This window comes from Morganella morganii H1r, assembly GCF_000633515.1.
GTDB lineage: Bacteria > Pseudomonadota > Gammaproteobacteria > Enterobacterales > Enterobacteriaceae > Morganella > Morganella morganii_B.
Map to the genome: position 1 here is coordinate 22755 of NZ_AYMP01000052.1, position 13083 is coordinate 35837.

The following is a 13083-nucleotide window of genomic DNA, read 5'->3' on the forward strand; positions in this document are numbered from 1 at the left end:
CATGATTGTAAATAAAGCAAACCTCGCCCCGCTGTTTACCGGCATCAAGCTCACGTTTAATAACGCGCTGGAGCGTGCTCCGGCAACGTGGGAAAAAATTGCCATGAAAGTGCCGTCCACCGGCAAGTCAGAAGAATACAAATGGTTATCCTCTTTCCCGGCCATGAAAAAATGGGTCGGTGAAAAAGCGGTTAAATCGCTGGCCGCGCATAAATACACCATTGTGAACGATGACTTTGAAGCCACCGTTGAGGTTGACCGCAACGACATCGAAGATGACCAGACCGGGCAGTATGCCATTCAGGCAAAAGCAGCAGGCCTTTCCGCAGGGATGCTGCCGGATGAAATTGTGTACGATCTGGTGAACCTCGGCTTTGAACGCCCCTGCTATGACGGCCAGTATTTTTTTGATACCGACCACCCGGTAGGAAATCTGTCAGTTTCCAACAAAGGGACTAAGCAGCTGTCCATTGACACACTGGCAAAAGCCCGGGCGTCATTTGGTGCGGCCCGCACACAGATGCGTAAAGTGAAAGATGAGGATGGTCGTCCTCTGAAAATCAGACCGAATATCCTGCTGGTTCCGGTTGCACTGGAAGATGTCGCCCGTACCTTAATGACCGCTGACCGCCTTGAGGACGGGAAAGTCAATATCTACAAAGGAACTGCGGAAGTTGTGGTTTCAGAGGAGATCCAGTCTGATACGCAGTGGTTCCTTCTGGATACCTCTAAGCCGGTGATGCCGTTCATTTACCAGGAGCGTAAAGCACCGGTACTGGTTGAGCAGACCAGCCTGGAGAATGACGATGTGTTTATGCGCAAAAAATTCAAATTTGGTGCGGAAGCGCGTGCTGCCGGTGGTTACGGATTCTGGCAGCTGGCTTACGGCTCAACCGGGGAGGAAGAATAATGCCGGTCACTATTACCGCCAAAGTTAACGGATTCCGCCGCTGCGGGATTGCCCACCCGGACACGGCCACCACATACCCGGATGATCGCTTCACCAAAGCACAGTTAGCCGAACTGCGTGCAGAGCCGATGCTGGTTGTCTCTCTCGGGGCCGGACAGGCTGCCGGGGGTGACATCGCAGCAGAAGAACAGATTGCCGCCCTGAAAGCGGAAGTCCGTTCCCTGAACACGGCCGCTGAACTGCTGAAAGACGATAACCGTAATCTTAACGGCATCGTCGGTGACCTCACCGGGCAGACTGAACGCCTGACCGCTGAGAATACCGCTCTTCAGGCTGAACTGGCGGCACTGCGTGAGCAGAAAGACACACCGCCCGCACAGGTTAAACAGGATGATACACCGCCTGCTGCCGGTGACAGTAACAGCGGCAAAAAGTCATCCGCCAAATAACAGGTGAACCATGTACGCGACGAAGAAAGACATGATTTTAACGTTCGGTGAACGCGAGTGTATCTCCCTGACTGATACTGATCATCTTGGTGATATCAGTGATGAGGTGATGGATGCTGCACTGGTGCGTGCCTCGGCTGAAATTGACGGCTATCTCGTCGCGCGTTACCGGACACCGTTTACGGATACCGCCCGTATCCTGACCGGGCGATGCTGTGATATCGCCCGTTACCATCTGGCAACGTCCCACCGCATTCTGAAGGAAGAAATCCGGCTGCGTTATGAGGATGCCATCCGGTTTTTTGAAAAGGTGGCTGAGGGCCGTATCGGACTGGGCCGCACGGACAGCGGGGACATTATTCAGTCCTCGCCGCAGATGAAGTTCGGCAGCAGCAACCGCCAGTTCGGGCGTAACTCAACCGGCGGAGGTGCATTTTGATCACCCGTATTGAGCAGCATCTGTGTGACCGTCTGCGTCAGGGTATGGGTGAGATGGTGCGTGAGGTAGCCAGCTACAGCGGTGAGATGGATGATGACTTAGGTCGTATCGTCCGGGCTTTTCCGGCGGCGTGGGTCACGTTCGGCGGTCTGACAAACAGCGAATACATTGCCACCAACCGGCAGAAGGTGAAATGCACCGGCACCTTTGTGGTCATTGTGGGCGATTACAACACCCGTGATGATGAGTCCGCCCGGTTCGGTGGTGTTAACCGCAATGAGATCGGGACGTACCGGCTTATTCATGCAGTACGCAGACTGACCACCGGGCAGGATCTGGGTCTGGAAATTACGCCGTTTATGCCGCTGCGGGTGCGTACCCTCTACAACACTCAGGTGCAGAGCAAAGCACTGTCGGTGTTTGCCTGTGAGTTTGAAACAAAGTGGATTGAATCTGTTCTGGGTAACGGTCTGTGGCCGGAAGTGACCCGGGACACGGATTCACCTGATTATATTTTTAACGAGTACCGGGGAAAAGTGAAAGAGCCTGATCCTGATTTTCTCAGTGTCGGCCTGCGCTATGACCCGCCGGGTATCGGCACGATTGATGACCCGGCTGACCTGGTACTGACAAGGAAAAAACCATGACAACCCTCTTTGTCAGAGCACGTCAGGGTATCCGTGTGTCGTATGAACACCAGTTCCGCCGTTACATCACGGAAACCCCGGCAGAAGTTCCTGACACCGCGTATTACCGCCGCATGATAGCGTGCGGTGATCTGATTAAAACCGCGCGTCCGCGCCCTGTGAAAGGGAAAAAACATGATCACATTTGACAATATCCCGGACAGCCTGCGTAAGCCGGGTAAATACCTGGAGTTTAACCTGCGCATGGCAACCCGTGCGCTGCCGGGCAATCCGCAGGTGATGCTGATTGTGGCCCCGATGATGAAAGAGGGGCTGGCAGAGCCGCTGACACCGGTGAACGTGTTTGATGATACCGAAGCAGCGGTGGCGTTCGGGACCGGGTCACTGGCTCACATCATGGCAAAAGCGGCGATTACCGCCAACAGTTATCTGCAGCTGCAGGTTATCGGTGTTGAGGAAAATCCGGCAGGTAAAGCGGCTGCCGGTACACTGACGCTGACAGGGCCTGCCACCAACAGCGGCACCTTTTACCTGACGGTATGCGGTGAGCGTCTGGATGTGGCCGTCACCGCCGGTGACAGCGCGGATGATATCTGTCAGGCCATCACAGATACGGTGAATGCACAGACGGCCCTGCCGGTTAAGGCGGCACTGACTACCGGTGAGAATGACAACAAACTCATCACACTGACCGCACGCCAGACCGGTGAGTTCGGTAATGACATCCTGCTGTCAGCCTCCTGTACAGCCAAAGGTATCACGCAGACCCTGACGGCCATGCAGGGCGGTGAAAATAACGCGGATATTCAGCCTGCGCTGGATGCGGTCTTTGCTGCCGGTCACAACATCATTGTGCCGCCGTTCTCTGACAAAGATACGCTGCTGAAGCTGCGCACCCACCTGGAAAAAACCGGGGGGCCGCTGGAGCAGCGCGGCGCTGTCGCGGCTGCCGGATGGACAGGTACGCTCAGTACCGGCACCACACTGGCTGCGGATATCAATGACGGCCGCACCACGATTGCTTGGTATCCGGGGTCAGCAAAACTGCCGTGTCAGCTGGCCGCCGGTTACGGTGCGGTGATTGCCTCTGAGGAAGACCCGGCCAGACCGCTGAATAACCTTGAAATTAAAGGGATGGATGTTGCTCCGGTAAAAGCCTGGGCGGGCCGTAATGAACAGGAAAATGCGCTGCATAACGGACTGACCCCGCTTGAGGTCGGCCCCGGCAATAAGGTGCAGATTGTCCGTGCCATCACCACCTACACGAAAAATCCGGAGGGTGTGAATGATACGGCCCTGCTGGATTTAACCACCATCCGTACGCTGGATTATACCCGCGTGGCGTGCCGTGAGCGTATCTCGCAGCGCTTCCCGCGTGACAAACTCAATGAACGTACCCGTCAGAAAGTCCGTTCTGAGCTGCTGGATGTGCTGATTAAACTTGAGGAGGAAGAAATCCTTGAGAACGTTGAGACCAACAAAGAACTGCTGCTTGTTGAGCGTAACGGAAAAGACGCTAACCGCCTTGATGCACAGATTCCGGCGGATGTGGTGAACGGTTTACATATTTTCGCGGGTCGTATTGATCTGTACGTCTGATGAGGTGACACATGTTAGAAGAATATGCAGGCGCGATTGTCCTTGAAATCGACGGCCGTGAGGTTGAAGTCACGGACATGGACGTTCAGGAAGTCACCGGCCGCAAGCTGGTGAAGACCATGAACAAAACCGGCCGTGCCAAAGGCTTTATGCGCGGTATTGCCACGTATGAACTGTCCATTTCAGTGGTGATCCCGCTTAACGGGGATATGGACTGGGGCGCAATTGAAGGCTCCAAACTGACCCAGTACCCGCTGAGCGGTTCCGGTGGCCGCCGTATCTCTTATCTTGACTGTTTTGTGACGGAAGTCGGTGAGAAATATTCCACTGATAACGAAGCCAAACGCGACCTGAAACTGAACGCATTACGTAAGGTGGTTGAATAATGGAAGAAAAAGAGACCAGCGCGGCGGCTCCGGCCGCTGCGGTTCCTGACACCCTGTTGTACGGTGTGAATTTTAACGGCGTGCTGCACTTTGATTATGCCGTCCGCATCCCGGTGATGCGTGATATTTATGATGCGCTGGATGAGACGGAAGAAGTCACCGGTTCGGCCACCGGCGGCAAGTCTGATATTTACTACCGCATGGCCCTGCTGAAGCGCACTGTCACGAAGCTCGGTGATATTCCGGCAGATGATATCACCACTGATTTGCTGCTGGATGAACTGCTGGAGGAAGATTACAGCGTTCTGGATGCCGCACAGACCGCCGCTAAAAAAAAGCGGAGAGAGCTGAAGAACGTCGCAGACCCTTCCGGCAAATAGCCCTTGCCCTGGGCAGATACGGCCTGACCGAAGATGCCCTGCTGTCAATGAGCCGCCCGGAGCTGGATGCCCGGATTGATGCTCTGAATCAGCTTCACGGCGCGAAGCCGAAACAAAAAACGGACACGAAACGCACCCGTGTCCGTTCCCGCCGTCAGAAAAATAAGAAACGAGGATAATCATGGCCCGTGAATTTAAGCTGTCACTGCTGTTTTCTGCGCGGGATGAGGCATCCAAATCCATCACCCGCGCCCTGCGTGAGACCGTAAAAGAAACACAGAAAGCTGAACAGGCACAGGAAAAACTGAACCGTCGTCAGAAGACCACGGCGCAGGATGCCATCAGTCAGGGGCGCGCCCGGACGGAGGATATGAAGCGCCAGTCCCGTGCATGGGAAACCCTTGGTATCCGTTCTGAGCGTGCCATTCAGCGCGAAATCAGTCAGACGATTGCCGCTTATAACCGCCTTGCCCGCAGCGGCATGATGTCAGCGGATGAACAGGCCAGAGCCTTTGACCGCATGCGCCAGCATGTCGGGAAGTTGCGCGGCGAAATGAAGCAGATGAATAATATCAAGCTCGGCAATATCGGCAGTAATATCGTAACTGCTGCCGGTGGCCTGTATGCCGGTGCCAGAGTTGTCGCAGAACCTGTAAAGCGTCAGATGTCCTATGAGGAACGTCTGGCTTACATGAGTAATACTGCATACAGTGATCTTGACGATGCAGGCCGTATTGCCGGGCAGAAAAAATTAGATGAGTTGATTCGTAAATCGGTCTCTGATGGTGGTGGCTCTATTGATAATGCAGCGGAGGTATTAAACAAACTACTGTCAGAAGGTATTTTCACAGATCAAGAAATTAGCGGGTTATTACCATTACTGCAAAAATACGCTACAGCATCAGGTGTTGATGGCCTTGACCTCGCTTCTGTTACATCTGCACTAAAGAAAAACTTTAATTTATCCAAACCCGATGACATTAAAATAGCGCTTGATATGGCTTTAAAAGGTGGTCAGGAAGGTGCTTTTGAACTACCTGATATGGCTAAGTGGCTTGCACAACAACTTTCTGCGGCGAATGCTGCCGGTATGTCTGGTCTGGATGATTTTGCATCCATTGTAGCGGCAAACCAGGCTGTTGTGTCGACTGCAGGTACAAATGATCAGGCTGGTAACAACCTGATGAACTTCTTATTGAAATTAAATAGCCGTGAATTATCCACAGCAGCATCACGAATAAAAATTGATGGATACGGTATCGATTTATCCGGAACATTAATTAATGCTAGGGAAAAAGGAATAGATCCTATTGATGCTTTTGTTGGGTTAACAGATAAAATTTCCGCTAATAACCCCAAATACAAAGCCCTGCAGACCAAGCTTGACAACATGGATAAGAATGACCCTGAGCGGGCTCAGACATTATCCGCAATGACAAAAATTGCCGAAGGGTCTGCGTTGGGTGAGTTAATTGCCGATCAGGGAACACTGATGGCATTAATCGGTTTACGTTCTCAGAGTGAATATAAGAATCAGGTTAAACAAAAAGTTCTTGAGCAAAAAAATAAAGCCGCCGGAGAAGGTGAAGGAGATATTCAGTTTCGCGTTATTTCTGATACTAATGCATTTAAAGCTAATCAGGCGGGGAATGCGCATCAGTTTGCAGAATACGACTCCACAAAACCGTTATCCGACGCAGTCGGCTCACTTGCAGAACAATTCACTGCGTTCAGTGCTGAGTTTCCTGGGTTAACAACAGCACTAACAGGAGCCAAAACCGGTATTGAGGCTATGACTCAGGCCGCTGTTGCCTTTGCCGCGCTTAAATTTCTCTTTGGTGGTGCCGGTGCGGGAAGTACAGGCGGAATTGCAGGGACGGTGGGTACCAGCGGAGCTACCGCAGCCAGTGGCGGATGGTTAAAACCGGGCGCATTTAAGCTGGCGGGGTTAGCCACTGCAGCCACTGAGTTTGCCACGGCCAACACACCGGAAGAAACAGATGAACTGATAAATGGTGAGGCCCGTATGGCCGCACTACGTGCCCGGTATGGTGATAATATGATTGCTAAGGCTAAAGAGCGCTTTCAGCCGTGGTATCAGGTCGGTTCAGGCTATGCTGCTGAGAATGAGGAATGGGTCAGTCAGTACATCCGTGAGCAGGATGAGCAGGCTCAGCTGGCTAATGCAGCACTGTCACAGGTGCGTTTTATGTCAGAGCGCGCCGGAATGAAAACCGATGCCCTGCCGAAAGAGTTTGTGCCGGATTACGCCAGACCTGTCAGCGATGATGTGATTGCGGGGCTGATGCTGCCGGTGCGTGAGATTGAAACCCTGCTGAAAAATCAGCAGACCGCCCCGCAGCCGATAGAGGTTCGTTCCGTGGTGGAACTGGACGGCCATGTGATCGCAGAAACCGTGAACAATATTAACGGTAATGATGCCGGACGAACCACCGGAGGCGGATTATGAATACCGCATGGCGCAATGATTTACAGGATGCCTCTTACCGTGGTGTGCGTTTTGATGTGGTTAATGCTCAGGACAGTGTTTCCCGCGATACCTCTGTACATGAATACCCGTTCGTTGACGGCGGTGACGTTATTGATCTGGGCCGTAAGCCGCGTAATTTCCGTTTTAATGCGCTTTTCTGGGGGGATGATTACCGGACTCATCTGGATAATTTTGTTGCGGCACTGGAGGAACCCGGCTACGGGGAGCTTGTTCATCCTGTCTGGGGTTCTGTTGAAAAAGCAAAGTGCATTGAATATCAGGTAAAGCACGAAGCGGAAGGTGTCGACACCTGCACGGTTGAGCTGGTTTTCCTTGAGGGCACCACCGGCACGGTTATCGCGCAGTCCCATCCGGAACAGCTCGGTGACAGTATTTTTGACAAAATCGGTGAACTCACTGAGCGGGCCGCTGATCTGTTTGAACAGGTCATGGCTCCGGTTAACGAAGGTCTGCGTTACCTTGAAAAAGGCAAAGCGGCTTTATCCGGCATGACCAATACCATTACCATCATGCGCGGTGATATCAGTTCTGCCGTCAGTCAGGGGATCAGTTATCTGACTTATCCGCGTGCATTCATCAGTGACATGGTGGCCGTGACGGACATCCGCACCGGCGGCATCGGTGATTTACTCGACCTTAAATATGGTGATGTGGTGAATACCTCATCCGGCCGCTCAGGTTCGTCACCGCTCTCCTCTGCGGTTCCCCGCGTCCAGACTAACGGTTACCTTCCCGATGGTGCGTATGCACCGTCAGTGGCGCAGAACGGCGTCAGCGCCACCACACTGCTGTCTGCGTGGAGTGACTGTGTGGCGGTTGCTGATGAACTGGTCTCGCTGCCGGTGCAGCTGGTTCAGGGGGAGCGTGAGGGGCCGGTGCCGATGCCCGGTAATGCACAGCCTGACGATGTCCGTGATCTGACCACCGCCGGTTATATTATTGCATCCGGTACGCTGGCCGCCGTGGTGACACAGGTACTGAGCGATGATGTCCAGCCTGATAATCTGTCGCCGGATGATATCGAAATGCTGGTCACTACCATGCGGGAATACACACAGAAAGCCATTGATGAAGTCCGTGACCATTATGGTGACCGGACACAGCAGCTGAGTACGGACAGTCATCCTGTGGGGCTGCTGTGGCATAACGTGGTGTCACAACTGAAAAGCATCGCCCTTGATGTGCAGGATTTGGGGTTGCTGGTGATTACCCGCCGCCCGCCGCTGACCCGCCGGACAGTGGCCGCTGCCGCCAATCTGCACTTGCTGGCACATTTCTGGTACGGGGATTATTCCCGTGCAGCCGAACTGTACCGGCTGAATCCGCAGATACGTGATCCGAATAACCTGAGCGCGGGAGATGTTATCAATGCCTATGCCAAATGATGACCGGTTGGAAAAAATCACCCTGTTGGTGGGCGGTCATGCTTATTCTGACTGGAAAACCTACCGCATAGACAGTGATTTCCTGAAAGCCGCCGATGCCTGGCAATTATCCCTCGGTATTACTGACGGCGTATTTAATGTTGATGCGGTTCGTGGTGCGCCGGTGAAAGTCAAAATGGGTGATGATGTGGTGCTGTCCGGCCGCATCGATACTGTCACCCGGGATGTGTCGCGCAAGGGTATTACCCTCAGCCTCAGCGGCCGTGATGAGGGAGGTATATTAATCGACTGTGCTGCTCCCGTATTCAGTGCCCGTCAGCTGAACCTGAGTGAGGTTATCAGCAGCGTTGTCCGTCCGCTCGGCATTACCCGTGTCCGGATTCAGGCTGATAACATGATCCGCAGTGACCGTATTCAGACCGAACCCGGTGAACGCGCCTGGGATACCGTGATGAAAGCAGCCGGAAGCCGTGGCCTGTGGCCGTGGTTCGCGCCGGACGGCACGCTGATTATCGGCGGGCCTGATTACGATAAGCCCCCGGTGGCTGACCTGATACTGACCCGCAGCGGTGACGGTAATAATCTTATTTCGCTGTCTGAAACCCGTAATATTCAGGGCTGCTTTTCCGAATTGACCCTGCTGGCACAAAGTCACGCCTCGACAACCAAAAATAAAAAGCTGCAGACAAAACCGGTGGATGTTTCCCGCAGCGCACAGACATTCAGTGTCAGCACCGAAAGTGATGAGGATACCGGGGCGGATGACGGCCAGTCAGGCACCCATAATATGCGGATAAAAATCGGTGATCCGTCTGTTCCGTATTACCGGCCGCAAATTATCACCGCCGGTGATGTGGATAATCCGGCTCAGCTTCAGTACCGTGCAAAAAAAGCAATGGCAGATGCCCGTCTGTCAGGGCTGGATATCACCGCTGAGGTGTTCGGTCACCGTACGGACAAAGGCGAACTCTGGGAGCCGGGGCAGCGGGTCAGAATTAAAAGTGAGCTGCACGGTATTGACGGGATTTTCTTCCTGATGGGCCGCACGTTTACCGGCGGCCGTCCGGGCGGGCCGGTGACACAGCTGCGGTTTAAGGAGGATGGAGTCTGGATACCGGATGTCTACACACAGAAAGCTAAAAATAAAAAAGGGAAAAAGAAAAAAGGCAAAGACCAGATCCGGCCGGTTGCACTGACAGCAGACTGAGAGAAATAACGTATGTGGAACAGAATTAATCAGCGCATTAACAGCGCATTAAACGCCATCAGAATGCCGTTCAGGGCGCGTTTAAACAGCATCGACAGCAGCGGTAAAGTACAGACCATTCAGGCTGAGGGGCTGGCAAAAGAACCGCTGCAGGGACAGGAGTTATTCCAGCAGTACGGCCTGACCTCAAACCCGCCGCCGGGTACAATGGCCGTTGTGATCCCTGTCGGTGGTAAAACATCACACGGTATTGTGGTGGCAACCGAACACGGCAGCTACCGCCTTGCCGGGCTGAAATCCGGCGAAGTGGCACTGTACACTGATGAGGGGGCTAAAATCGTTCTGAAACGCGGCAAAATCATTGAGACAGACTGCGATGTTTTCCGGGTGAACTGCAAAGAATTTGAAGTGAATGCGGAAAGTAAAGCGGACTTTAACACCCCGGAAGTCACCACCAGTCAGCGCCTTACGGCCATGGAACAAATTACCGGTAACGGCGGTATGTCAATTAAGGGTGGCACCGGTGCGGACTTTGAGGGTAATATCAGCCAGACATCCGGCAGTTATACCACTGACGGCGATGTGAAAGCCGGTCATATTTCACTGACCGGCCATGAACATACCAACGGCAACAACGGCGGCAATACCGGTAAACCTGTCGGTTAATCCGGCTAAGTGCTGAACCCCGCCAACTCCTTTCTTTTGTCCGTGTTGTCAGAATGACAGCATGGACAGACTCTTAAATCCCCTGACAGGTGACTACACCAACACCCGGACTGATTCTCTCGCTAATGCGGTTTATCTGCGCCTGATGACGCCGCTCGGCAGTTACTGGGCGGATAAAACCCTCGGCTCCCGTCTGCACGAACTGACGCGGGAAAAAGATGTGTCCCGTGTTTACCGCCTTGCCCGCCAGTATGCTGAGCAGGCACTGAAGCCACTGACAGATGACGGCCGCGCTGAGTCCGTTGAGGTCAGTGTACACAGTGACGGACGGCATCACGCTCTGTTGTGGATCACCGTCACGGATGCCGGAAACAATGTCCGTACCTTTAAACACCAGGTAAGGATTGCATAATGTTCATCACACCCGGCTTTGAACAAATCCGCAGTGAGATTCTGCGGGATATCAAAAACCAGCTTCCGGATGCAGATACCGGGTCTGACAGTGATTTTTTTATCCGTGCGTCCTCTGTTGCCAGCGTTGCAACAGGAATTTATCAGCATCAGTCATGGATTGTCCGTCAGATTTTCCCGGACACCGCTGACAGCGATTTTCTTGAGCTGCACGCCAGAACCCGCAATCTCATCCGCAAACCGGCAACCACCGCATCCGGCACTGCAGACTTTACCGGCACACCGTACGCGGTTCTGCCGTCCGGACAGGAAATCAGGGGGGAAACCCTCAGTGTCATCACCACACAGGAGGTGGTGATTGATGAGGGCGGCAAGGCTTCAGCACCGGTCAGTGCCACAACGCCCGGCACTGTTTCAAATATCAGTGTCATTACCCCGGCTGAACTGGTCAGTGCTCCTATGGGGGTTAACAGCCGTGTACTTATTCAGCCGCTGAACGGTGGCACAGACAGGGAAACTGACGCGGCATTACTGGCCCGCCTTCTGGATTTGAACCGGCGTCCCCCTGCAGGCGGTAATAAATATGATTACCGCCGCTGGGCGCTTGAGGTGCCGGGTGTGACCAATGCCTTTGTTTATCCGCTGCGCCGTGGTCTGGGTACGGTTGATGTGGCGATCACCTCGGCTGATGGTCTGCCTTCTCAGGAGATTATCGATGCCGTACAGGCGCATATCGATGATGTGCGTCCGGTCACGGCCAAAAACTCACTGGTACTGGCTCCTGAGCAGAGTCGTATCGATTTTGATATTGAGATCCGTATTGCAGGTATTTCGCAGGATGATGCCGTCAGACAGGTAAAAGAGGAAATTCAGGCAGTAATGTCCAGACTTGCCCCCGGCGAAAGTTTTACCCGCAGTGATGCAGAAACCGCTGTATCCCTGATTCCGGGCATCCGTGACCGTTTGTTTATACAACCTGCGGGTAATGTCCCCGCACTGGTTGATGCTGATCATCTGGAATGGCTGCAGCCCGGTACTGTCACCGTGAGGATGATGGCATGAAATCCCTGCTGAAGCTGTTATTGCCGCCGGTCAGTTACGGTACGGATGCACCCGTACTGGATGCAGAACTGCAGGCTGAGGCTGACCAGCTGACAAAGGCACAAAAGCAGGCTGAACGGGTACGGAACGGGGTTACCCCGTTTTTTTCGGATGCGTTACTGGCTGACTGGGAACGGGTTCTGGGACTGACAACTGATTACAGTCAGACGTATCAGCAGCGCCTTGAAATGGTGCTGTTTAAGCTGTCAGAAACCGGCGGACTCTCCGTTCCTTACTTCATTCATCTGGCTGAGCGTATGGGGTACAGAATCACCATAGAAGAGCCACAGCCTTTTCAGGCCGGTGTAAACCGTGCCGGTGACCGGCTGATGCACAAAGATGCTTTATGGCTGTGGGTCGTTAATGTTTATGGCTCCAAAGTGCAGCCATACCGTTTTCGTGCCGGTGTTTCCGCTGCCGGTGACCGGCTGACTGTCTATGCGGATTCCGTTCTTGAAAGCCTGTTCCAGGACTTAAAACCCGCACACACCTATTGTTATTTTACTTATCAGGAATCGTGATATGCAGAATTTAATGCCGCCTATCGATACAACTGACCATGCTTTTCATGACGGTGATCCGACTACCGGTCAACTCGGCACTATTGTCACCGCTGCATGGCTTAATGATGTTCAGGGTGCAACCCGCGACATTCAGGCTGAAATTATTGCCGTGCTGACTAAAGCAGGGATGCAGCCGAATCCACAAAAACAGAATCAGCTGGCAGAGGCTATCAGCCAGATTATCGGCAGTGGTGGCTATGCAACCAGCGGTGATTTAACGCTGGGCCTGAGTAAAAAGATTGATAAAGCAGATATAGCTCAGCAACTTGGTAACGACACAACAAAAGTTCCGTCACTGCATTTAGTGACCACAGAACTCGGCAAAAAAGCCAGTGTTGCTGATGCTAACAGCAAACTCGCCAAAGACCAGAACGGCGCAGACATCCCGAATAAAGACACCTTTATCAAAAACCTTGGTTTACCGGAAA

Annotated in this window: 16 protein-coding genes and 1 pseudogene; all 17 read left to right on the forward strand. The window is 53.2% G+C overall.

The features are described 5' to 3' along the window. Window position 1 precedes the first annotated feature (1 nt). Window positions 2–910 (forward strand): Mu-like prophage major head subunit gpT family protein, encoded by a 909-nt coding sequence (locus tag U868_RS0121125; RefSeq protein ID WP_025155013.1) that lies wholly within the window; start codon window positions 2–4, stop codon window positions 908–910. After that, window positions 910–1359 (forward strand): HI1506-related protein, encoded by a 450-nt coding sequence (locus U868_RS24220; RefSeq protein WP_025155014.1) that lies wholly within the window; start codon window positions 910–912, stop codon window positions 1357–1359. The genes U868_RS0121125 and U868_RS24220 overlap by 1 nt, the downstream gene beginning before the upstream one ends. Before the next feature lie 10 nt (window positions 1360–1369). Beyond that, window positions 1370–1798, forward strand: coding sequence for a gp436 family protein (locus tag U868_RS0121135; RefSeq protein ID WP_025155015.1), 429 nt, complete (start codon window positions 1370–1372; stop codon window positions 1796–1798). Next, entirely contained in the window at window positions 1795–2445 is a 651-nt protein-coding gene (locus U868_RS0121140) for a DUF1834 family protein (RefSeq protein ID WP_115660448.1), read from the forward strand. The genes U868_RS0121135 and U868_RS0121140 overlap by 4 nt, the downstream gene beginning before the upstream one ends. After that, entirely contained in the window at window positions 2442–2633 is a 192-nt protein-coding gene (locus U868_RS23825; protein ID WP_025155017.1) for a hypothetical protein, read from the forward strand. The genes U868_RS0121140 and U868_RS23825 overlap by 4 nt, the downstream gene beginning before the upstream one ends. Then, window positions 2620–4044 (forward strand): phage tail sheath C-terminal domain-containing protein, encoded by a 1425-nt coding sequence (locus tag U868_RS0121150; RefSeq protein WP_025155018.1) that lies wholly within the window; start codon window positions 2620–2622, stop codon window positions 4042–4044. The genes U868_RS23825 and U868_RS0121150 overlap by 14 nt, the downstream gene beginning before the upstream one ends. 11 nt (window positions 4045–4055) lie before the next feature. Beyond that, window positions 4056–4430: a hypothetical protein gene (locus tag U868_RS0121155; protein ID WP_025155019.1), complete on the forward strand. Its 375-nt coding sequence runs from the start codon at window positions 4056–4058 to the stop codon at window positions 4428–4430. Next, entirely contained in the window at window positions 4430–4810 is a 381-nt protein-coding gene (locus U868_RS0121160) for a hypothetical protein (RefSeq protein WP_025155020.1), read from the forward strand. Before U868_RS0121155 ends, U868_RS0121160 begins: the two co-directional genes overlap by 1 nt. A 47-nt stretch (window positions 4811–4857) precedes the next feature. Further along, window positions 4858–4989, forward strand: a complete 132-nt coding sequence (locus U868_RS26210; RefSeq protein ID WP_268988177.1) for a hypothetical protein — start codon at window positions 4858–4860, stop codon at window positions 4987–4989. Window positions 4990–4991: 2 nt separating this feature from the next. Next, the gene (locus U868_RS0121170) at window positions 4992–7280 is read left to right on the forward strand and encodes a phage tail tape measure protein (RefSeq protein ID WP_025155021.1); all 2289 of its coding nucleotides are present in this window, start codon (window positions 4992–4994) and stop codon (window positions 7278–7280) included. Then, complete coding sequence (locus tag U868_RS0121175; RefSeq protein ID WP_025155022.1) at window positions 7277–8707, forward strand: DNA circularization protein; 1431 nt, start codon at window positions 7277–7279, stop codon at window positions 8705–8707. The genes U868_RS0121170 and U868_RS0121175 overlap by 4 nt, the downstream gene beginning before the upstream one ends. Further along, window positions 8691–9914, forward strand: a complete 1224-nt coding sequence (locus tag U868_RS0121180) for a phage baseplate assembly protein (protein WP_025155023.1) — start codon at window positions 8691–8693, stop codon at window positions 9912–9914. The genes U868_RS0121175 and U868_RS0121180 overlap by 17 nt, the downstream gene beginning before the upstream one ends. A gap of 12 nt (window positions 9915–9926) precedes the next feature. Further along, the gene (locus U868_RS0121185; protein WP_025155024.1) at window positions 9927–10580 is read left to right on the forward strand and encodes a phage baseplate assembly protein V; all 654 of its coding nucleotides are present in this window, start codon (window positions 9927–9929) and stop codon (window positions 10578–10580) included. 61 nt (window positions 10581–10641) lie between these two features. Continuing rightward, entirely contained in the window at window positions 10642–10992 is a 351-nt protein-coding gene (locus U868_RS0121190) for a phage GP46 family protein (RefSeq protein WP_025155025.1), read from the forward strand. Continuing rightward, window positions 10989–12053, forward strand: a complete 1065-nt coding sequence (locus tag U868_RS0121195) for a baseplate J/gp47 family protein (protein ID WP_025155026.1) — start codon at window positions 10989–10991, stop codon at window positions 12051–12053. The genes U868_RS0121190 and U868_RS0121195 overlap by 4 nt, the downstream gene beginning before the upstream one ends. Continuing rightward, complete coding sequence (locus U868_RS0121200) at window positions 12050–12613, forward strand: YmfQ family protein (protein WP_025155027.1); 564 nt, start codon at window positions 12050–12052, stop codon at window positions 12611–12613. Before U868_RS0121195 ends, U868_RS0121200 begins: the two co-directional genes overlap by 4 nt. Window position 12614: 1 nt before the next feature. Next, a pseudogene (locus U868_RS0121205) lies at window positions 12615–13083 on the forward strand (hypothetical protein); the annotation flags it as partial.

Bases quoted from the DNA above. Each gene is read 5' to 3' on its own strand.
- U868_RS0121125 (WP_025155013.1), top strand. From the start codon at position 2: ATGATTGTAAATAAAGCAAACCTCGCCCCGCTGTTTACCGGCATCAAG.
- U868_RS24220 (WP_025155014.1), top strand. From the start codon at position 910: ATGCCGGTCACTATTACCGCCAAAGTTAACGGATTCCGCCGCTGCGGG.
- U868_RS0121200 (WP_025155027.1), top strand. From the start codon at position 12,050: ATGAAATCCCTGCTGAAGCTGTTATTGCCGCCGGTCAGTTACGGTACG.
- U868_RS0121190 (WP_025155025.1), top strand. From the start codon at position 10,642: ATGGACAGACTCTTAAATCCCCTGACAGGTGACTACACCAACACCCGG.
- U868_RS0121135 (WP_025155015.1), top strand. From the start codon at position 1,370: ATGTACGCGACGAAGAAAGACATGATTTTAACGTTCGGTGAACGCGAG.
- U868_RS0121180 (WP_025155023.1), top strand. From the start codon at position 8,691: ATGCCTATGCCAAATGATGACCGGTTGGAAAAAATCACCCTGTTGGTG.
- U868_RS0121185 (WP_025155024.1), top strand. From the start codon at position 9,927: ATGTGGAACAGAATTAATCAGCGCATTAACAGCGCATTAAACGCCATC.
- U868_RS0121160 (WP_025155020.1), top strand. From the start codon at position 4,430: ATGGAAGAAAAAGAGACCAGCGCGGCGGCTCCGGCCGCTGCGGTTCCT.
- U868_RS0121155 (WP_025155019.1), top strand. From the start codon at position 4,056: ATGTTAGAAGAATATGCAGGCGCGATTGTCCTTGAAATCGACGGCCGT.
- U868_RS0121150 (WP_025155018.1), top strand. From the start codon at position 2,620: ATGATCACATTTGACAATATCCCGGACAGCCTGCGTAAGCCGGGTAAA.
- U868_RS23825 (WP_025155017.1), top strand. From the start codon at position 2,442: ATGACAACCCTCTTTGTCAGAGCACGTCAGGGTATCCGTGTGTCGTAT.
- U868_RS26210 (WP_268988177.1), top strand. From the start codon at position 4,858: ATGAGCCGCCCGGAGCTGGATGCCCGGATTGATGCTCTGAATCAGCTT.
- U868_RS0121170 (WP_025155021.1), top strand. From the start codon at position 4,992: ATGGCCCGTGAATTTAAGCTGTCACTGCTGTTTTCTGCGCGGGATGAG.
- U868_RS0121175 (WP_025155022.1), top strand. From the start codon at position 7,277: ATGAATACCGCATGGCGCAATGATTTACAGGATGCCTCTTACCGTGGT.